This is a genomic window from Pseudomonas sp. MYb541, assembly GCF_037479595.1.
GTDB lineage: Bacteria > Pseudomonadota > Gammaproteobacteria > Pseudomonadales > Pseudomonadaceae > Aquipseudomonas > Aquipseudomonas canadensis.
The window spans coordinates 50,302-69,346 of record NZ_JBBGYS010000040.1; the positions used below are offsets into that span (position 1 = coordinate 50,302).

General features: G+C 59.5%; 17 protein-coding genes and 1 pseudogene. 9 read left to right on the top strand and 9 right to left on the bottom strand.

Annotated elements, in window-relative coordinates; all coding sequences use genetic code 11:
• The first annotated feature begins 4 nt into the window (after positions 1 to 4).
• The 4 genes from WH299_RS22610 (at position 5) to gcvH (ending at position 4,433) form a co-directional block, all read left to right on the top strand.
• On the top strand, positions 5 to 1,009 hold the full coding sequence (locus WH299_RS22610) for an extracellular solute-binding protein (RefSeq protein WP_122729776.1): 1,005 nt from the start codon (positions 5 to 7) through the stop codon (positions 1,007 to 1,009).
• Between the two features lie 131 nt (positions 1,010 to 1,140).
• Positions 1,141 to 2,757 (top strand): ABC transporter permease, encoded by a 1,617-nt coding sequence (locus WH299_RS22615; protein WP_123474841.1) that lies wholly within the window; start codon positions 1,141 to 1,143, stop codon positions 2,755 to 2,757.
• A gap of 156 nt (positions 2,758 to 2,913) precedes the next feature.
• Positions 2,914 to 3,996, top strand: coding sequence for a glycine cleavage system aminomethyltransferase GcvT (gene gcvT / locus WH299_RS22620; protein ID WP_339551342.1), 1,083 nt, complete (start codon positions 2,914 to 2,916; stop codon positions 3,994 to 3,996).
• 53 nt (positions 3,997 to 4,049) lie between these two features.
• Positions 4,050 to 4,433 (top strand): glycine cleavage system protein GcvH, encoded by a 384-nt coding sequence (gene gcvH / locus WH299_RS22625; RefSeq protein ID WP_339497877.1) that lies wholly within the window; start codon positions 4,050 to 4,052, stop codon positions 4,431 to 4,433.
• Positions 4,434 to 4,475: 42 nt separating this feature from the next.
• Here the strand turns inward: gcvH and WH299_RS22630 are convergent, their stop codons facing one another.
• The 7 genes from WH299_RS22630 to WH299_RS22660 all read right to left on the bottom strand — a co-directional run bounded on the left by WH299_RS22630 (position 4,476) and on the right by WH299_RS22660 (position 10,571).
• The gene (locus WH299_RS22630; RefSeq protein ID WP_339551344.1) at positions 4,476 to 5,615 is read right to left on the bottom strand and encodes a DegT/DnrJ/EryC1/StrS family aminotransferase; all 1,140 of its coding nucleotides are present in this window, start codon (positions 5,613 to 5,615) and stop codon (positions 4,476 to 4,478) included.
• A 160-nt stretch (positions 5,616 to 5,775) separates the two neighbouring features.
• Positions 5,776 to 6,441 carry an outer membrane protein gene (locus WH299_RS22635; protein WP_339551346.1) on the bottom strand — a complete coding sequence of 222 codons (666 nt, stop codon included), beginning with the start codon at positions 6,439 to 6,441 and terminating at the stop codon, positions 5,776 to 5,778.
• 188 nt (positions 6,442 to 6,629) lie between these two features.
• Positions 6,630 to 6,944 (bottom strand): DUF2388 domain-containing protein, encoded by a 315-nt coding sequence (locus WH299_RS22640; RefSeq protein ID WP_003176799.1) that lies wholly within the window; start codon positions 6,942 to 6,944, stop codon positions 6,630 to 6,632.
• 69 nt (positions 6,945 to 7,013) lie between these two features.
• A complete protein-coding gene (locus WH299_RS22645) occupies positions 7,014 to 7,460 on the bottom strand; it encodes an NfeD family protein (RefSeq protein WP_016978979.1) in 447 nt (148 codons plus the stop codon).
• Positions 7,461 to 7,470: 10 nt separating this feature from the next.
• The gene (locus WH299_RS22650) at positions 7,471 to 8,391 is read right to left on the bottom strand and encodes an SPFH domain-containing protein (protein WP_010207363.1); all 921 of its coding nucleotides are present in this window, start codon (positions 8,389 to 8,391) and stop codon (positions 7,471 to 7,473) included.
• Positions 8,392 to 8,468: 77 nt separating this feature from the next.
• Positions 8,469 to 10,148, bottom strand: coding sequence for a GspE/PulE family protein (locus tag WH299_RS22655; protein ID WP_339551347.1), 1,680 nt, complete (start codon positions 10,146 to 10,148; stop codon positions 8,469 to 8,471).
• A gap of 84 nt (positions 10,149 to 10,232) precedes the next feature.
• Complete coding sequence (locus tag WH299_RS22660; protein ID WP_339551349.1) at positions 10,233 to 10,571, bottom strand: hypothetical protein; 339 nt, start codon at positions 10,569 to 10,571, stop codon at positions 10,233 to 10,235.
• A gap of 127 nt (positions 10,572 to 10,698) precedes the next feature.
• Here WH299_RS22660 and WH299_RS22665 point away from each other — a divergent pair, with 127 nt between their 5' ends.
• On the top strand, positions 10,699 to 11,169 hold the full coding sequence (locus WH299_RS22665) for an Lrp/AsnC family transcriptional regulator (RefSeq protein ID WP_010207358.1): 471 nt from the start codon (positions 10,699 to 10,701) through the stop codon (positions 11,167 to 11,169).
• Between the two features lie 19 nt (positions 11,170 to 11,188).
• Here the strand turns inward: WH299_RS22665 and WH299_RS22670 are convergent, their stop codons facing one another.
• Complete coding sequence (locus WH299_RS22670; protein ID WP_122729760.1) at positions 11,189 to 12,556, bottom strand: CYTH domain-containing protein; 1,368 nt, start codon at positions 12,554 to 12,556, stop codon at positions 11,189 to 11,191.
• Positions 12,557 to 12,714: 158 nt separating this feature from the next.
• On the opposite strand from WH299_RS22670, the pseudogene argE reads away from it, so the two are divergent.
• Positions 12,715 to 13,864, top strand: a pseudogene (gene argE / locus WH299_RS22675) (acetylornithine deacetylase).
• A 136-nt stretch (positions 13,865 to 14,000) separates the two neighbouring features.
• Positions 14,001 to 15,302, top strand: coding sequence for an amino-acid N-acetyltransferase (argA, locus tag WH299_RS22680; RefSeq protein WP_068937307.1), 1,302 nt, complete (start codon positions 14,001 to 14,003; stop codon positions 15,300 to 15,302).
• Positions 15,303 to 15,411: 109 nt separating this feature from the next.
• On the opposite strand, the gene tauA is transcribed toward argA, so the two are convergent.
• Positions 15,412 to 16,398: a taurine ABC transporter substrate-binding protein gene (gene tauA / locus WH299_RS22685; protein WP_123474851.1), complete on the bottom strand. Its 987-nt coding sequence runs from the start codon at positions 16,396 to 16,398 to the stop codon at positions 15,412 to 15,414.
• Positions 16,399 to 16,768: 370 nt separating this feature from the next.
• Between tauA and WH299_RS22690 the strand changes: the two genes are divergently transcribed.
• Together WH299_RS22690 and WH299_RS22695 are read left to right on the top strand one after the other, a co-directional pair.
• Positions 16,769 to 18,133 carry an OprD family porin gene (locus tag WH299_RS22690; protein WP_123474852.1) on the top strand — a complete coding sequence of 455 codons (1,365 nt, stop codon included), beginning with the start codon at positions 16,769 to 16,771 and terminating at the stop codon, positions 18,131 to 18,133.
• A gap of 272 nt (positions 18,134 to 18,405) precedes the next feature.
• Positions 18,406 to 19,044, top strand: a complete 639-nt coding sequence (locus tag WH299_RS22695) for a peroxiredoxin (protein WP_016978988.1) — start codon at positions 18,406 to 18,408, stop codon at positions 19,042 to 19,044.
• The last annotated feature ends 1 nt before the right edge of the window (position 19,045 follow it).

Genomic DNA, 19,045 nt, shown 5'->3' on the forward strand with positions numbered 1-19,045 from the left:
ACCCATGTTGGCACCCAAGCGCCTCCTGACTGCCCTGGCACTCACCCTGATCGGCAGCACCACCGTGCAGGCCGCCGACGAAGTGGTGGTCTACTCCTCGCGCATCGACGAACTGATCAAGCCGGTGTTCGATGCCTACACCAAAAAAACCGGCGTGCAGGTGAAGTTCATCACCGACAAGGAAGCCCCGCTGATGCAGCGCATCAAGGCCGAGGGCGAAAACGCCACCGCCGACTTGCTGCTCACCGTCGATGCCGGCAACCTCTGGCAGGCTGAGCAAATGGGCATCCTGCAACCGTTCACCTCCCCGGTGATCGACAAAAACATCCCCCTGCAATACCGCTCTTCCAAACACACCTGGACCGGCCTGAGCCTGCGCGCGCGGACCATCGCCTATTCCACCGACCGGGTAAAACCGGGTGACCTCACCACCTACGAAGCCTTGGCCGACAAGCAGTGGGAAGGCCGCCTGTGCCTGCGCACGGCGAAAAAGGTCTACAACCAGTCGCTGACCGCCACCCTGATCGAAACCCATGGCGCGGCCAAGACCGAAGAGATCGTCAAGGGTTGGGTGAACAACCTGTCCACCGACGTGTTCTCCGATGACATCGCCGTGCTGGAGGCCATTAACGCCGGGCAATGCGACGTGGGCATCGTCAACACCTACTACTATGGCCGCCTGCACAAACAGAAGCCGGACCTGGCGGTAAAACTGTTCTGGCCGAACCAGGGCGACCGTGGTGTGCACGTGAACCTGTCGGGCATCGGCCTGACTCAACACGCTCCGCACCCGGAAGCCGCCAAGGCGCTGGTGGAGTGGATGACCACGCCTGAGGCGCAGAAGATCTTTGCCGACGTGAACCAGGAATTCCCGGCCAATCCGGCGGTACAGCCGTCGGCCGAAGTGGCGAGTTGGGGCAAGTTCGTGGCGGACACCTTGCCGGTGGAAGTGGCGGGCAAGCGCCAGGCTGAGGCGATCCGGTTGATGGATCGAGCTGGCTGGAACTGACACACTACAGGTCAAAATGTGGGAGGGGGCTTGCTGTGGTGAGCGGGCTTGCCCCGCGCTGGGCTGCGCAGCAGCCCCCTCCCAGATTCGATTGTGGTGTTTTCAAGCTATTCACTCACTGAGAACTGACTTTGGCCCACCCCGCCCAACGCCGCTGGTACCTGCCGGTCTTCACCGTCGCCGCCCTGGTGCTGCTGCCGCTGAGCGTGTTGTTGCTGTCCTGGCAAAGTATCGACGCACAAATCTGGTCCCACCTCTGGGAAACCCAGATGCCGCGCCTGCTGGGCAACACCCTGACTCTGGTGTTGGGTGTCGGTGTCGGCGTGACCCTGCTGGGCGTGAGCCTGGCCTGGCTGACCAGCCTCTGCGAATTCCCCGGTCGGCGTTGGCTCGACTGGGCGTTGATGCTGCCATTTGCCATTCCTGCGTACGTCCTGGCTTTTGTGTTTGTCGGCTTGCTGGATTTCTCCGGCCCGGTGCAAACCCTGCTGCGTGAATGGTTCGGCAGCGGCTTGAGGCTGCCACGGGTGCGTTCCACCAGCGGTGTGATCATCGTGTTGGTGCTGGTGTTCTACCCCTACGTTTACCTCCTGGCGCGCAGCGCATTCCTGGCCCAGGGCAAAGGCCTGATGGAAGCGGCGCGGGTGTTGGGGCAATCGCCGTGGCGAGCGTTCTGGCATGTGGCCCTGCCCATGGCGCGGCCAGCGATTGGGGCCGGGGTGGCCCTGGCATTGATGGAAACCCTGGCGGATTTCGGTGCGGTCTCGGTGTTCAACTTCGATACCTTTACCACTGCCATCTACAAGACCTGGTACGGCTTTTTCAGCCTGTCCAGCGCCGCCCAGTTGGCCAGCCTGTTGCTGCTGGTGGTAACGCTGGTGTTGTATGGCGAGCGCCGCGCACGGGGCGCCAGCCGACCGAGCAACGAGCGGCCACGGGGCAAGGCGCTGTATCACCTGCGCGGGTTCAAGGCGGCGGCGGCCAGTGGTTGGTGTGGGCTGGTGTTCGCCTGCGCTTTTGTCATCCCGATGCTGCAACTGGTCGCCTGGTTCTGGCAGCGCGGTCGCTTCGATCTGGATGAGCGCTACTCCGGCTTGATAGCTCACACGCTTTATCTGGGCGGGATCGCCGCCTTGATCACGGTCAGTGTGGCGCTGGTGCTGGCCTTCGCCAATCGGCTGGCACCGACGCGGGCGATCCGCTCCGGCATTAGCCTGGCCAATGTCGGTTATGCCTTGCCGGGTTCGGTGCTGGCGGTGTCGATCATGTTGGCGTTCAGCTATCTGGACCGTGAACTGGTGGTGCCGTTGTCCGGCTGGCTCGGCGGCGCGGGCAAGCCATTGCTGCTGGGTAGCCTGTCGGCGCTGGTGCTGGCGTATCTGGTGCGATTCCTGGCGGTGGCCTATGGGCCGCTGGAAAACAGCCTGGCGCGCATCCGGCCCTCGTTGCCGGAGGCAGCGCGCAGCCTTGGCGTCAGCGGCCCACGACTGTTTTGCAAAGTGTATCTGCCGTTGCTGCTGCCGGGGACCTTGAGCGCAGCGCTGTTGGTCTTCGTCGATGTGCTCAAGGAAATGCCCGCGACCCTGCTGATGCGCCCGTTCGGCTGGGACACGCTGGCGGTGCGGATCTTTGAAATGACCAGTGAAGGCGAATGGGCACGGGCTTCTCTGCCCGCGTTGACACTGGTGCTGGTCGGCCTGTTGCCGGTGATCGGGCTGATTCGACGCTCCGCCCGGCAAATCGGTTAGGTGCCAGTCCTACAGCTTGCGGCTACAATGCGCGGCATTCGGTGCGCTTCGTCTTTCGGAGCGGGTCGCTGGGCGTGGCTGCAGGCCTTGTAATTCAAGGCGCTCAGCACGAACAGTAGCTCCGCGCACCTTCGCCACGCCCGGAAGGAGAAACCCATGGGACAGCGTACGCCTCTGTATGACCTGCATCTCGCCCTCGGCGCGAAAATGGTCGATTTTGGCGGTTGGGATATGCCTCTGCACTACGGCTCGCAAGTTGAAGAACACCATCAGGTGCGACGCGACTGCGGGGTGTTCGATGTATCTCATATGACCGTGATCGATGTCACCGGCCCCCAGGCCAAGGAATGGCTCCAGTACCTGCTGGCCAATGATGTCGAACGTCTGCATGGCTGCGGCCGTGCGTTGTACAGCGCCATGCTCAACGAAAAGGGCGGCGTGGTGGACGACATGATTGTCTACCGCACGGAAGCCGCTTATCGGCTGGTGGTGAATGCTGCTACCCGTGACCAAGACATGGCCTGGATGCACGCGCAACTGGACAATTACCAGGTGCAGCTGCATGAACGCCCTGAGTTGGCCATGCTCGCCATCCAAGGCCCCCACGCCCGGCAGAAGATCGCCGAGTTGGTCACGCAGTCTCGCAGCACGCTGATTCACCAGCTCAAGCCTTTCGAAGGCCAGGCCGATGGCGATTGGTTTATCGCACGCACGGGTTACACCGGCGAAGATGGCCTGGAGATTGTCCTGCCGGCTGATCAGGCGCCAGGCTTTTTCAACGATTTGGTAGGCGCCGGTATTTCCCCCATTGGCCTCGGTGCTCGCGATACTCTGCGCCTGGAAGCCGGTATGAACCTCTACGGCCAGGACATCCATCAGGAGGTTTCGCCGTTGGCATCGAACATGGCCTGGAGCATTGCCTGGGAGCCGGCCGAGCGCAATTTCATCGGCCGCGCCGCGCTGGAGGCGGAAAAAACGGCGGGTGTGCAGTTCAAACTGGTCGGGCTGGTACTGGAAGAGCGTGGGGTTTTACGCGCTCACCAGGTGGTTCGTATCGCCAATATTGGCGAAGGGGAGATCACCAGTGGTAGTTTCTCTCCTACGCTGAGCAAATCCATTGCCCTGGCGCGAGTACCGACGGCAACCGCTGATCGGGCCGAAGTGGAAATCCGCGGCAAGTGGTACCCGGTTCGAGTGGTCAAACCGACCTTCGTGCGCCATGGCAAAACCTTGATCTAACCTATTTCCGGCAGGCCAATGGCCGCTGACATTACTTCTTGAGGACACAGATTATGAGCGATATCCCTGCCGACCTGCGTTTTGCCGAAAGCCACGAATGGGCACGCCTGGAAGCTGACGGCACCGTGACCGTCGGTATCTCCGACCATGCTCAGGAAGCGTTGGGTGATGTGGTGTTTGTTGAGTTGGCTGAAGTCGGCGCTACGTTTGAAGCCGAAGGCCAGGCGGGTGTGGTTGAGTCGGTGAAGGCTGCTTCGGATATCTACGCCCCGGTTGCCGGCGAAGTGATTGCAGTCAACGAGGAACTGAGCGGTAGCCCTGAGCTGCTGAACTCCGACCCGTACGGCGCGTGGATCTTCAAGCTCAAGCCAAGCAACCCGGCTGATCTGGAAAAACTGCTGGATGCTGCCGGCTACAAAACCGCCATCGGCGAGTGATCCTGTTGCGGGAGCCGGTTGTCCGGCTCCCGCAATGTGCTTTCAGCGCTGTAGAGCTGCCTTTACTGCCGCTACCGACCGCTCCACATCCGCCTCCGTCATCGCCGTGAACATCGGCAACGACACGATCAAACGACCGACTTTTTCCGCCACCGGGAACATGCCTTCCTTGAACCCCTGTGCCCGATAAAGGCTCAGCAGGTGGATCGGCGGGTAGTGATAGCCAATGCCGACTCCCTGGACCTGCATCTGCTCCATGAAGGTGGCGCGGGTCGGCAGGCCGTCCTGGCGTTCCGGCAGCACCAGTTGGAACAGGTGCCAGTTGCTGTTTTCGAAGTCGGCCGGTGGCAGTTGTGCGCCGTACTGCTCTTCAAAATCACTGCCAAAGCATTTGAAATAGTGTCGCGCCAGGTTCTGGCGATGCGCGGTGATCTGCTCGATATGGGCAAACTGCCCCAGGCCAATGGCGGCGGCGATGTCGGTCATGTTGAATTTGCCGCCCAGCACATCCACATCCAAGCCATCGAAGCCAGTGCGGGTCACGCCTTGCAGGCGATACTTCTCCGCCAGCCGCGCTTCCTCGGCGTTGTTCAAGACCAGGCAACCGCCCTCGGAAGAGGTGATGTTCTTGTTGGCCTGAAAGCTGAACGACACAAAATCACCGGTGGCGCCAATGCGTTCGCCATCCCAGCTCGACCCCAGTGCCTGGGCCGCGTCTTCGACGATGCGCAGGTTGTACTTGTTCGCCAGTGCATACAGCATCGGCATGTCCAGAGGCAGGCCGGCCAGGTAAACCGGGATGATCGCCTTGGTGCGCGGGGTAATCGCGGCTTCCAACTGGGCCAAGTCGATGTTGCGGGTGACCGGGTCGATATCGGCAAACACCGGCGTGGCGCCGACTTCCAGGATTACGTTGGCCGTGGCAACCCAGGAGATCGGCGTGGTGATGACTTCATCGCCAGGCCCGATCCCTGCAATGCGCAAGGCAATCTCCATGGTGCAGGTGCCCGAGTTGAAGGTGCGCACCGGCCGGCCGCCAAAGTATTCCGACAGCTGAGCTTCGAATGCCTGCACTTTCGGCCCGCTGGTGATCCAGCCCGAGCGCAGTACATCGCCGACCGCCGAGATGGTGGCTTCATCAATGGTGGGTTTGGAGAACGGCAGGAAGGGCTGTTGGCTCATGACGACGAAGGCATCCGTTTCAGGTTGGCGATGAGTAGGCGAGGTATCAGTACCGGCATGGTTGCACGGCTTGACTGAATATAGCCTGTCGTCTGTGAATGAATCGTCACCGTCCGGGCAAAAAAAATGCCGCTTCAACAGCGGCATTCTCTACCGGGCGTTAGAAGGCGTAGCGCGCTTCCAGGAACACATTTTGTTCCTTGAGCTTGCCTTTGAGTTGTTCATCCCTGGCGTTCACACGGTTTGCGAAGGTGTTGTAGCCGGTTTCAACATCGCCCATGGCGATATAACGATAACCAGCCCCCAGTGTGATTTGCTCACTGACCTTGGCTTCCAGCCCCATGCCTACACTGTAGGCAAAGTTGTGTTGGCGATTATTGGCAAAGCGACGGGTCTCGTTGGTTTGATAGCCTTCGGCTTCAATGCGAGCGACACCCACACCGGCCATACTGTAAAACGACAGCCACTGGTTTATAGGGATGTCTTTATAGCCATTGAGCATCAAGCGTTGGCTCTGGACGTGCAGGCTGTTGACGTTGGCATTAAAGGGGGCCCAGTAGGATTTGAATGTCGAGTTGTTCGGCATTGTGTATTCCCCTTCCACGCGCCAGCCATTCTCAAAGGCGTAACCAGCGGCGAAAGAGGCCACGGATGACTTGCTGCTATCCGGCGCGTCCACCCGTTCAGTCACACGAGGGCTGGTGAGCAGTGAACTGGAGAGGTTCTGGCGGGAGCTGTTGAATTTGGCTGATCCGTACCAGCTTTCTGCCTGGGCGTAGGCGGTAGCAAAGAAAGAGAGCAGCAGTGCGTAGGCAATCTTGTGCATGGGCAGTGATTCGCTTTATTTAAAAAGGAATCTTTAGCTTGTTGCCTGGCAGGATGAGGCTCGACAGGACTTATCTGTAGTCAGCTTTGAAAGCAGGAATGCTTACGTAGTGCTCAGCCGCGATGATCGTAGGAATTGAAGACAAAAAAATACCGCTGTTCAAAGCGGTATTTTTTACTAAACCCGAGTTATTCGGTAACGGCGTTTTTCGCGAGGATGGCGTTGGCCAGTTCCATGTCCGTGGCTTGCAGGCCAGGGTTGTCGGCGCGGACTTTCTGCATGGCGGCTTCCAGGTACGGGCCACGGATGCCGCCGTCGCTGGCAACAAAGCTGCCTGCGTCGTCTTGCGCGGCGACCACCAGCTTATGGTCCTTGAAGGTCAGGTACGTCGAGCCGGTGGTGGCGCCCGACGAGATGACATTGCGCCAGAAACTGTCGGCCATGGCTGAACCGACTGGGAGGGAAAGCACAGCAAGGGTTGCGACAGCATATTTGAGACGCATGATGGGTGACTCCGGGTGGGTTATCTGTACTTTATGATTGTAGTTAACCCAACCGAGTTCCATCACTGACTAAACAGTTTCAACCCTTAACACCACGCCATCCTGGCCAACCACCCGGACTTGAGCGCCTACGGGACTGTCTGGACCCGTCACCATCCACACGCCGTCACCGACTTTTACCTTGCCCCGGCCATCCACAATCGCTTGATGCACCATGAAGGTGCGGCCGATCAGTTCCGAACCGCGTTCGTTGAGGCCCGGCTGGTCGCTGGCTTTGGCACTGCTGCGCTGGCGCTTCCACCAATACACGGCTGTCAGGATCGACAACACGGCAAACAACAGAAGTTGCCACTCCAGCCCTAAAGGCGGCACCAGGAACTTGATCACGCCCACGGCTGCCGCGGCGATGCCCATCCACAGCAGGTAACCACCGGCGCCGAATACTTCAAGAATCAACAGGACCGTACCCAGCGCCAGCCAATCCCAAAACGACAGATGCTGCAGGAAATCCCACATGGCGCTGGCCTCAGCCTTTCTTGTTGTCGAACGTTGCCTTGACGATTTCGCCGATACCGCCGACCGCACCGATCACCTGGCTGGCTTCCAGCGGCATCAGGATGACCTTGCTGTTGTTGGCCGATGCCAGCTTGCCCAGCGCATCGATGTATTTCTGCGCGACAAAGTAATTGACCGCCTGCACGTTGCCCGACGCAATCGCTTCCGACACCACCTGGGTCGCGCGGGCTTCGGCTTCGGCCTGACGCTCACGGGCTTCGGACTCAAGGAATGCCGCCTGTCGGCTACCTTCGGCCTCCAGGATCTGCGCCTGCTTCTTGCCTTCGGCGGTCAGGATTGCCGACGCTCGCAGGCCTTCAGCTTCAAGGATTTGCGCACGCTTGATGCGTTCGGCTTTCATCTGGCCCGACATGGCGGCCATCAGGTCGGCAGGCGGGCTGATGTCCTTGATCTCGATACGGGTGATCTTGATGCCCCACGGTGCGGTGGCTTCGTCCACGGTTTTCAGGAGTTTTTCGTTGATGCCGTCACGCTGGCTGAGCATGGCATCCAGCTCCATGGAACCGAGCACGGTACGGATGTTGGTTTGCAGCAAGTTGCGGATGGCGTGTTCGAGGTTGTTGACCTCGTACGCGGCCTGGGCGGTGTTGACCACCTGGAAGAAGCACACGGCGTCGATCTGCACGGTGGCGTTGTCGGCGGTGATGACTTCCTGGGGCGGGATATCCAGCACGCTTTCCATCACGTTGATCTTGCGACCGATGCGGTCCATGACCGGGATGATGATGTTCAGGCCAGGCTTGAGGGTGTTGGTGTAGCGGCCGAAACGCTCGACTGTCCACTGGTAGCCCTGGGGGACGACCTTGAAGCCCATGAACAGGATGGCGATGGCCAAGCCCACGAAAAGAAGCAGTACGGTTCCGATCTGCATAGCGATTCCCTATCTGAATGTGTCAGTGAAACGACGTTGGGCCGATTGTAACGGTGTTGTCACCGATAAGAACGGTTTCACTGCTCATCAAACAAAGGATTTGTTACCGAATCCCCAGGTGTCACTCGTAATACTTCCGCCATCGTGGTCAGCCCCGTCTCGACCTTATGCAGGCCAGCCATGCGCAGGCTGCACATGCCTTGGGCAATCGCCGCCTGGCGCAAGGCCTGTACATCGGCGCCGGGTGTGATCAGCATCTTGAGCGCTTGGTTCAGCACCATGATTTCGTAAACACCCGCTCGGCCCCGATAACCGCTGTGTCGACATTCCACGCATCCGACCGCCTCATGGACCTCACCCAGCGTCCGCTTGCAGTGAGGACACAGAACCCGCACCAACCGCTGCGCCATCACCCCCAATAACGTGGCCTTGATCAAATAGTGAGCAATGCCCAGTTCTTGCAAACGGCTGATGGCGCTGGGTGCGTCGTTGGTATGCAGGGTCGACAGCACCAGATGCCCGGTCAGTGCGGCCTGGATCGCCATTTCGGCGGTCTCCTGGTCGCGGATCTCGCCGATCATGATGATGTCCGGGTCCTGGCGCAGCAGGGCGCGGATGCCGCTGGCGAAGGTCAGGTCGATGTTGTGCTGCACCTGCATCTGGTTGAACGCCGGCTCGACCATTTCGATCGGGTCTTCCACGGTGCATAGGTTGACCTCCCGGGTCGCCAGTTGCCTGAGCGTGGTGTAGAGCGTGCTGGTCTTGCCCGAACCGGTCGGGCCGGTCACCAGGATGATGCCGTGGGTCTGGCGCGTCATGGATTGCCAGCGTTGCTGGTCATCAGCCGACAAACCCAGCTGGTCAAAGCCCTTGAGCAGGACCTGCGGGTCGAAAATCCGCATTACCAGCTTCTCGCCAAACGCCGTGGGCAAGGTGGAAAGGCGCAGCTCAACTTCCGCGCCCGCCGGGCTTTTGGTCTTGACCCGTCCGTCCTGGGGCCTGCGTTTTTCTGCCACGTTCATGCGACCCAGGCTTTTCAGGCGGCTGACGACGGCCATCGTCACCTGGGGCGGAAATTGATAGACGTCGTGCAGCAGCCCGTCGATGCGAAACCGCACACGCCCTTGTTCACGGCAGGGTTCGACATGGATATCACTGGCGCGCTGGGCGAACGCGTACTGCAGCAGCCAATCGACGATATTAACGATGTGCGCGTCGTTGGCATCCGGTTCCTGGTCGCTGGCGCCAAGGTTGAGCAGGTCGACATGGCCAGGCGCCGTGACCTTTTGATCGGCGCTGCTGACGGATTTCGCCAGTCGGTAGAACTCATCGATACAGCGCGTAATATCCTGGGGATTGGCGACCACGCGTTTGATCGAGCGCTTGAGCACCTGCGCAAGCCCGGCTTCCCAACTCGTGACATGGGGCTGGGCGCTGGCGATGGTAACGGTTTGCGCATCCACCGCCACCGCGAGGATGGCGTGGCGCTGGGCGAATGCGTGGGACATCAGCGGCACCACTGTCGCCACGTCGATCTTCAACGGGTCGATGCGCAGATAAGGTTGCCTGGCCTGCTGAGCGAGCCATTCGGTAAGGGTTTCCAGGCATGCGCCTTGGGCTGCGATGCTCTCTAGTGGATGCTGGGTATTGCTGGCCGGCAGCGCCGACAAGCGGTGGGCGAGTTCAGGCGTGATCAGCCGCCCTTCGACCAAAGCCGGCAACAGCAGATGCAGTTCCAATCGTTGATCAACCGGCATGAAGGTTTTCCTGGGTGGCAGTGGGTGTAAATCCCAGGCTAGCCAGCCCCTGAATATCTGCCTCCCAGCGTGTATTGCAGGCTTTTACTGGGCGACCGCCGCCACCGCTTGAGGCCCCATGGAGTCGGCCGACCACATATCCAGCGTGCACACGCTGATCAGGTTTCGAATTTTTTCACCGATCACTTGCGCGCGGTGCCAGCTCAGGCCGTCCATCATGATGTCGATATTCAGCAGGTCACCTTCCCGGTTCACCATGACCTGTCGCGGCGTGAGGAATTGCAGCGCGAAATAGTTGAGGACCCGGCACAAAACATCGGGGTCCGCCTCGGCAACGATCCGGTAATGCGCCTGGCAATGAACGCTGGTGACGGCCCACGCATCGACGCGGGTAACAGGGTGGGTGGTTTCAACGGCGTGCATGGGAAAGCTCCAGATTCGACTGTAGAAATTTTTACATTCGCCAACGGAGATTTCTTATCTAAGATGAGGCTGTTTCAGGATTAATCGAATTGATCAATTCAAGATAAGCACCATTCAGGGTATTTATATGCACAGTGAGTTGGACGCCTACGACCGCCGCATCCTGGCCTTGCTGCAAGAGGACGCCTCGCTGTCCAGTGCTCAGATCGCCGAGCAGGTCGGCTTATCCCAGTCACCGTGCTGGCGGCGTATTCAACGTCTCAAGGAAGAGGGGGTGATTCGCGGCCAGGTGACGTTACTGGACCGCAAGAAGATCGGCCTCAACACGCAGATCTTTGCCGAGGTCAAACTCAACGCCCACGGCCGCTCCAACTTCACCGAGTTCACCGACGCGATTCGCGGGTTTCCGGAAGTGCTGGAGTGTTATGTGCTGATGGGGGCGGTGGATTTTCTATTGCGTATCGTCACCTCGGACATCGAGGCGTACGAGCGGTTTTTCTTCGAGAAGTTGTCGATGGTGCCGGGGATTCAGGAGGTCAATTCGATTGTGGCGTTGTCGGAGATCAAGTCCACCACCAGCCTGCCAGTGTTGCGCTGACAGGCTGGAGGTAGCGATTTTACAGACGCAGCAGCGTCTTCCACGCACGGTTCTGGTACACCGCAATCGCCTGATGCATCCGCGCATCCAGCGACTCATCGGTAATCGGCTGGTTAGCCAGTTGTGCCAACTTGTTGAGCTCGCCGTACAGACGGTCCAGTTCCGGGATGTCCACCACATGACGCGCATGGTGCAGCCAGGCCTGGATGCGTTCGATGCGCGGCAGTTGCTCGGCCAGGTCTTCCGGCTGTTGCTGGTAGCGCGGCAGTTGCAGGGCGACGGCGTCTTCGGCCAGCAGGCGTGGCAACCAGTTGGTGATTTGTGCAGCGCCCTGGCGGTTGCCACGCACGTTGCGGTCGGCGGTCCAGGTACGGGCCAGCAGCCAGCGCGAAGCGTTCAGTGAGAACAGGCCCCAGCGCACGTCTTCCAGTTCTTCGGCGAACTGTTCCGGCGCGGCTTTGCGGATGTCTTCGTCGTCGTCACCGGCTTGCACCAGTGGGCGCCAGTCTTCCAGCAGGGCATCCAGTGCGCTGCGCAGTTCGCTGGTGGATTGACGTGGTGCAGCCTGGCCGAGGCTGCCGACCAAGGCGCGTAGTTCGCCGAGGTTGTCGACCCAGTCTTGCAGCAGGCGCCAGTGGCCATTGAAGCGGTATTGCTCGGCCAGGCGTTGGCTGCTGCCCAGCAGGTGCCACATGATCGCGGCGAAGGCATCGTCCAGCGGCATTTCGGCGTGGATCTGCGGCGCCGGCAGGCTCAGGGAGTAGCTGCTGGCGTCGTACAGGCGGTAGCCACGCTCGGCCTTGCTGATATCGCACGGCATCAGGGCCAGGGTGGCGGCCAGTTCGGCGGCCAGCTCCAGCAGTGCAGCCGGCTCGCCTTCGCGCAGTTCCAGTTCCAGCTCGCAGATTTCTTCTTTCTGCTTGCCGACTACCACGTGGCCCAGGTCCAGGGCAGCTTCGATGACCACCTTGGTCTTGCCACGGCCCCAGGCGATTTCGGCGCGTTCACGCACGAAGTCGGTGGTGAAGATCGGCTTGAGGGTCTTTTTGTCCAGCTCGGCCAGTTGCTCGGGCCAGCATTCGCCGTCGAGTTTTTTCACGTCGAGCTTGGCTTTGGGCAATTCCCAATTGTATTCGTTACGTTCCGACAAGCCGGCGACGCTCTGGCCACGGGTCTTGAGAGTCTGGATGATGTCGTCACCGTCCTTGCGCAGGCGCAGGGCGACTTTGGCCTGGGCCAGGTCGCGCTCGGGGGTGTCGAAATACTGGTTCATCAACTCACGGCGTTCCCAGCCACTTTTGTTGCGTTTTTTCAGCAGCGGGTGCTCACGCAGCGCGGCGAGGGTCTCGCGGCTGACGCGAAGCTTGATTTCAGTTTCTTTTTGCATGGCCGGTACATCCAGGATCGGGAGCGCAGCCGGGGAAAAGAGTGGCTGCCAAGGTCGTGCAGTGTACAGGACTGAGCCCGGCAACGTGCCGCAACGGTTTATTGTGTCGTGCAGATGGCTCTATAGTGGGGCTCATCCGGGAAGTCGAGAGGCCGCGCATGCCATTACCGTCCATGAAAGAGCAGTTCGCCGCGCTGATTGCCGCGCCGTCGGTCAGTTGTACCCAGGCGTCTCTCGACCAGACCAACCGCCCGGGTGATCGATTTGCTCGCCAGTTGGCTGGGCGACCTGGGTTTCGCCATCGACATCCAACAAGTCAGCCCCGGCAAGTTCAACCTCCTGGCCAGTTACGGCAGCGGCCCCGGCGGGCTGGTGCTGGCAGGCCATAGCGATACCGTTCCCTATGACGCCGCGTTGTGGAAGACCGATCCGCTCAAGCTGACGGAAGTCGACGGTCGTTGGGTAGGACTGGGCAGTTGCGACATGAAAGGCTTTTTCGCCCTGGCCATCGAGGCGGTGCTGCCGTTGTTGGATCAGCCGTTCAAGCAGCCGCTGCTGATTCTCGCGACCTGCGATGAAGAAAGCTCCATGTCCGGCGCTCGCGCATTGGCAGAGGCAGGGCGCCCGTTGGGCCGCGCAGCGGTGATTGGCGAGCCAACCGGGCTCAAGCCGATCCGTCTGCACAAAGGCGTAATGATGGAACGCATCGACATTCTTGGCCAAAGCGGCCATTCGTCGGATCCCAGCCTTGGGCACAGCGCCCTCGAAGCCATGCACGATGCCATTGGCGAACTGCGCGGCTTGCGCCTGGCCTGGCAGCGCGAATACCGCAACCCGCAATTCAGCGTGCCGCAACCGACCCTGAACTTCGGCTGCATCCACGGCGGCGACAACCCCAACCGCATCTGCGGCCAGTGTTCCCTGGAGTTCGACCTGCGCCCTCTGCCCGGCATGGACCCGCAAGTGCTGCGCGACGCCATCCGGCAAAAGCTCGTCCCCTTGGCCGAACGCCATCAGGTCAAGATCGATTACGCGCCGCTGTTCCCCGAAGTGCCGCCTTTCGAGCAGCCCGAAGATGCCGAACTGGTGCGGGTCGCGGAACGATTGACTGGCCATCGTGCCGAAGCAGTAGCGTTCGGCACCGAAGCGCCTTATCTTCAGCGCCTTGGGTGTGAAACCCTGGTGCTCGGCCCTGGCGACATCGCCTGCGCTCACCAACCCGGCGAGTACCTCGAAATGTCACGCTTGACGCCTACAGTGCGTCTATTGCGGGAACTGATCGACCATTATTGCCTGAAACCTGCATAAATTAACCCCAACCTGTTCGTACATAGAAAGGAGAGTGAGCGTGTCGCCAAGCCTGTTCCGACGATAACCATCAGCCCGCTGTGCGCTTTCACGATTCATCCTTTTTCGGCTGCTTTTTATTACAGGCCCAGGTGTTATGCCCGACTACGTTAATTGGCTTCGTCACGCGTCCCCTTACATCAACGCCCACCGCGACTGCACCTTTGTGGTCATGCTGCCCGGCGATGGTGTGGAACATCCCAACTTCGGCAATATCGTCCACGACCTGGTGCTGCTGCACAGCCTGGGCGTGCGCTTGGTGTTGGTCCACGGTTCGCGGCCACAGATCGAAGTGCGCCTTGAAGCGCGTGGCCTGATCCCGACTTATCACGAAGGCATGCGCATCACTGACGCGGCGACGCTGGAGTGTGTGATCGACGCGGTCGGCCACCTGCGCATCGCCATTGAAGCGCGCCTGTCGATGGACATGGCCTCGTCGCCGATGCAGGGCTCGCGCTTGCGTGTAACCAGCGGTAATTTCGTGACCGCACGCCCCATCGGTGTATTGGACGGCGTGGACTACCACCACACCGGCGAAGTGCGCCGTGTCGACCGCAAGGGCATCAACCGCCTGCTGGACGAGCGCTCCATCGTGCTGCTGTCGCCGTTGGGCTACTCGCCGACCGGTGAAATCTTCAACCTGGCCTGCGAAGACGTCGCCACCCGCGCCGCCATCGACCTGGGTGCCGACAAGCTGCTGCTGTTCGGTGCCGACATGGGCCTGCTCGATGAAAACGGTCGCCTGGTGCGCGAACTGCGCCCCCAACAAGTGCCGGCTCACTTGCAGCGCTTGGGCAACAGTAACTATCAGGCTGAATTGCTCGATGCGGCTGCCGAAGCGTGCCGGGGTGGGGTAGGGCGCAGTCATATTGTCAGCTACGCCGAAGACGGTGCCTTGCTTACCGAACTGTTCACCCGGGACGGCGGCGGTACGCTGGTGGCCCAGGAACAATTTGAGCAGGTGCGTGAAGCGGCGATTGAAGACGTGGGCGGCTTGCTCGACCTGATCAGCCCGTTGGAAGAGCAGGGCATCCTGGTGCGCCGTTCGCGGGAAGTGCTGGAGCGTGAGATCGAACAGTTCAGTGTGGTGGAGCGCGAAGGCATGATCATCGCCTGTGCGGCGCTGTACCAGATTGCAGATTCGGACGCAGGTGAGCTGGCGTGCCTGGCGGTGAATCCGGAATACCGTCATGGCGCGCGGGGCGATGTGTTGTTGGAGCGCATCCAGGCCCGCGCTCGTGCGCAGGGGTTGAAGACTTTGTTTGTGCTCACCACCCGCACCGCCCACTGGTTCCGTGAGCGGGGGTTTGTGCCGAGTAGCGTGGATCGTCTGCCGTCGGCGCGGGCGTCGCTGTACAACTATCAGCGTAATTCGAAGATTTTCGAGAAGGCTCTCTGACTTAACGCAAGGCTGGCTCTTGTGGGAGCTGGCTTGCCTGCGATTGCATCACCTCGGTTATTTGCAAGACCGAGTCGCTAGCATCGCCGGTAAGCCGGCTCCTACAGGGTCAGGGCTTGACGAATTTATCGGTCACGTACGCTGAATAGTCTGGCAACACTGCCTCAACCTTCCCCTGTTCCTTCAAGAACTTCGCCGTCTCCCCAATCGCCTTCGCCGTGCCGCCCTTTAGCAGCGCGTCAGTTTGCTGTGCCTGCGCATCCGGGAATGTCGTACCAGCCAACAGTTCAGGAATGTCCGCAGCATTTGAACCTGTCAGTTTCGCGATTTTCTGCACCGGCTCGGAGTCCACCGTCCAACCGTCCTTATGGGTCGCATACTCGGCAAACGAATCCAGGGTGACCTTGGCAAACTTGGCCACTACGTCAGGATGTTTTTCCGCGAAATCCTTACGCGCCACCCATACTTCAAAGGTCGGTGCGCCCCACTGACCCACCTGGGCCGCGTCTGTCAGGGTCTTGCCGGTCTTGCGGATTTCGCCCAGGGCCGGCGACCACACGAATGCGCCGTCGATATCGCCGCGTTTCCACGCGGCGGCAATTTCTGCCGGTTGCAGGTTCACCACCTTGACTTGCCTGGTGTCCAGTCCCCAGTGCTTCAGCGCACCGAGCAGGCTGTAATGCGAGGTTGAGACAAATGGCGTGGCGATGGTTTTGCCGATCAGATCCTTGGGTGCGTCAATGTGGCTGCCGTTACGCACCACCAATGCTTCAGAAGTATTGATCTGGGCCGATACGATGAACGCGACGATGGGTAGATTGCGAGAAGCCGCTGCCGCGAGGGGGCTGGAACCGAGGTTGCCAATCTGCACATCGCCTGAGGCGATAGCAGTTACGACTTCCGGCCCACTGTTGAACCGGCGCCAGGCGATTTTTTCACCGATGGCCTTCTCATAGACGCCGTCGGCCTGTGGGACTTTGCTGGGGTCAATGCCGGTTTGGTAGCCGATGGTTAAATCGGCGGCTTTGACACCAAAAGAAAGTATTAGTGACACAAAAACTGTAACAAATTGACGGGAGGATGTGCGTTTGGCCATGATGGCGTCGCCTTTTTGATCGTGGGTGACGTATGCAACAGTACGGCCACACTAATCGATCTAAAAAAGCGCTAACAAATACCCTTTAGGAATTAGCTTATGGAGCGGTTTGTCTACCCTGACTTGTCCGCATCATGGAAAGCCTTATTCCCGAATCGTATGAAAAAGAATGAAACAATTCTTTTTGGGTGTATGAAAAACTCATTACCCTGCAGGGACCAAATCAACTGCGATTAGACGAAGGTAGTAGACACACAAGGTTACGATTGACTTGGTAGTCACTATCTGGCGCTAATCGCGCATCTGTGGATCGAGGGCGTCAGACCCGAGACCAAAGAAATACAAAAATTAGAAATGAGAGGAGCGGTACATGAAGAAGTCCACCTTGGCACTGGCTGTAGCCCTGGGCGCAATCGCTCAGCAAGCAGGCGCTGCCGGTTTTATCGAAGACAGCAAGGCAACACTGGGGCTGCGTAACTTTTACATCAACACCGACAACCGTAACGGTACCGGCGCGAACAAGAACGAAGAATGGGGCCAAGGCTTCGATCTGCGTTTCATCTCCGGTTACACCCAAGGTACTGTTGGTTTCGGCGTTGATGCGATCGGCCTGTTGGGCGTTCGCCTTGATTCGGGCGGCGGCACAAACGGCGCGACTAAGCCAAGCGGCGCCAACCCAGGCTCCTACGGCGGCACCATCTTCCCAAGCGAGCATAACGGCAAAGCCGTCAATGACTACTCCAGCCTGGGGCTGACGGCCAAGGCCAAGATCTCTCAGACAGAACTGAAGCTGGGTACCCTGCAGCCTAAGTTGCCTGTGATCATCACCAACGATGGTCGTCTGTTGCCACAGACCTTCCAGGGTGGCCAGATCACTACCAACGATATCAAGGACCTGACGCTGGTCGGCGGTCAGATTGAGAAAGCCAAAGGCCGTAACTCCAGCAGCAACGAAAGCCTTTCGTTGGCGGGTGCGAACAGCCGTGGTGCTACCTGGCGCGACAGCAACAAGTTCATCTACGCCGGTGGTGACTACAAAATCACCAAAGACCTGACTGCCCAGTACTACTACGGCAACCTGGAAGACTTCTACAAGCAGCACTTCCTGGGTCTGACCCACAACTGGGCTATCGGCCCTGGTGTCTTGAAGTCTGACCTGCGTTACTTCAACAGCTCTGATGACGGTGCCAACGGTAACGAGTCGGCTTACTTCACTACCGGTAACTACCAAGGCTTCCGCGCTGGTAAGGGCAAGGTCGACAACAATCTGTACAGCGGCCTGTTCCTGTACACCGTTGCGGGTCACACCTTCGGTGGTGGTTATCAAGTCAGTAACGGTAGTAGCGACTTCCCTTGGTTGAACCAGGGTGATGGCTCTTCGGCTTACCTGACCACTGACATGCAGATCCAGAAGTTTGCCCGTGCCGGCGAACGTACCTGGCAAGCTCGCTACGCTTATGACTTCGCCAAAGTTGGCGTTCCTGGTCTGACTGCCGGCGTTGTCTACCTTAAAGGTAGCGACATCGACACCGTAGCCAACACCGCTTCTCGTACCCAGTTCAACGGCCAGTCCGAATGGGAACGTGACATCACTGTTGCCTACGTGATCCCAGAAGGTCCGCTGAAAAACCTCGGCGTAGCTTGGAAAAACGCCATGTGGCGCACCGACATTGCTGGCGCGCGTGATCAAGATGAAAACCGTCTGATCGTCAGCTACTCGATCCCGCTGTTGTAAGTATGCAAAACCTTGCCCGGTGCAACACCGGGCAAGGTGTCTTGCTTTCAAGTCGGGCTAAACCCCCGCAAGCCCTTCCTGAACCCCTCTGTGTACAGCGTCTCAAGGCCTTCTCGAACCTTGGAAACGATGGTGCTCCTCGCCTTCGAATACGTCCAATGAACAGATTTTTAATATTCCTTTATCGTCTAGATAAATCGATATTTATTCTTTTTAAATAATCCACAATCCATGCACAGTGGGCTCCATAAGCACTCACCAGGAGCCACACCATGAGCCTAAGACTGGGCGATATCGCCCCCGACTTCGAACAGGATTCCAGCGCCGGCAAAATTCGTTTCCACGAATGGCTGGGCGATAGCTGGGGTGTGCTGTTTTCCCACCCGGCGGACTTCACCCCGGTGTGCACCACCGAGCTGGGCTTCACTGCCAAGCTCAAGGACGAATTCGCCCAGCGTGGCGTCAAGGCCATCGCCCTGTCGGTCGACCCGGTGGATTCGCACCACAAGTGGATCGAAGACATCAACGAAACCCAGAACACCATCGTCAACTTCCCGATCCTGGCCGACGCCGATCGCAAGGTGTCCGACCTCTACGACCTGATTCACCCCAACGCCAGTGACACGCTCACCGTGCGCTCCTTGTTCGTGATCGACCCGAACAAGAAGATCCGCCTGACCATCACCTACCCGGCCAGCACCGGGCGCAATTTCCACGAAATCTTGCGGGTGATCGACTCGTTGCAACTGACCGACAACCACAAGGTCGCCACGCCCGCCAACTGGCAGGACGGTGATGAAGTGGTGATCGTGCCGTCGCTCAAGGACGAGGAGGAAATCAAGAAACGCTTTCCGAAGGGTTACCGGGCGGTGAAGCCTTACCTGCGGCTCACCCCTCAGCCCAACCGTTGAT

Excerpts from the sequence above, each read along its gene's own strand:
- WH299_RS22610 (WP_122729776.1), top strand. The coding sequence starts at position 5 with ATGTTGGCACCCAAGCGCCTCCTGACTGCCCTGGCACTCACCCTGATC.
- gcvT (WP_339551342.1), top strand. The coding sequence starts at position 2,914 with ATGGGACAGCGTACGCCTCTGTATGACCTGCATCTCGCCCTCGGCGCG.
- gcvH (WP_339497877.1), top strand. The coding sequence starts at position 4,050 with ATGAGCGATATCCCTGCCGACCTGCGTTTTGCCGAAAGCCACGAATGG.
- WH299_RS22630 (WP_339551344.1), bottom strand. The coding sequence starts at position 5,615 with ATGAGCCAACAGCCCTTCCTGCCGTTCTCCAAACCCACCATTGATGAA.
- WH299_RS22635 (WP_339551346.1), bottom strand. The coding sequence starts at position 6,441 with ATGCACAAGATTGCCTACGCACTGCTGCTCTCTTTCTTTGCTACCGCC.
- WH299_RS22640 (WP_003176799.1), bottom strand. The coding sequence starts at position 6,944 with ATGCGTCTCAAATATGCTGTCGCAACCCTTGCTGTGCTTTCCCTCCCA.
- WH299_RS22645 (WP_016978979.1), bottom strand. The coding sequence starts at position 7,460 with ATGTGGGATTTCCTGCAGCATCTGTCGTTTTGGGATTGGCTGGCGCTG.
- WH299_RS22650 (WP_010207363.1), bottom strand. The coding sequence starts at position 8,391 with ATGCAGATCGGAACCGTACTGCTTCTTTTCGTGGGCTTGGCCATCGCC.
- WH299_RS22655 (WP_339551347.1), bottom strand. The coding sequence starts at position 10,148 with ATGCCGGTTGATCAACGATTGGAACTGCATCTGCTGTTGCCGGCTTTG.
- WH299_RS22660 (WP_339551349.1), bottom strand. The coding sequence starts at position 10,571 with ATGCACGCCGTTGAAACCACCCACCCTGTTACCCGCGTCGATGCGTGG.
- WH299_RS22665 (WP_010207358.1), top strand. The coding sequence starts at position 10,699 with ATGCACAGTGAGTTGGACGCCTACGACCGCCGCATCCTGGCCTTGCTG.
- WH299_RS22670 (WP_122729760.1), bottom strand. The coding sequence starts at position 12,556 with ATGCAAAAAGAAACTGAAATCAAGCTTCGCGTCAGCCGCGAGACCCTC.
- argA (WP_068937307.1), top strand. The coding sequence starts at position 14,001 with ATGCCCGACTACGTTAATTGGCTTCGTCACGCGTCCCCTTACATCAAC.
- tauA (WP_123474851.1), bottom strand. The coding sequence starts at position 16,398 with ATGGCCAAACGCACATCCTCCCGTCAATTTGTTACAGTTTTTGTGTCA.
- WH299_RS22690 (WP_123474852.1), top strand. The coding sequence starts at position 16,769 with ATGAAGAAGTCCACCTTGGCACTGGCTGTAGCCCTGGGCGCAATCGCT.
- WH299_RS22695 (WP_016978988.1), top strand. The coding sequence starts at position 18,406 with ATGAGCCTAAGACTGGGCGATATCGCCCCCGACTTCGAACAGGATTCC.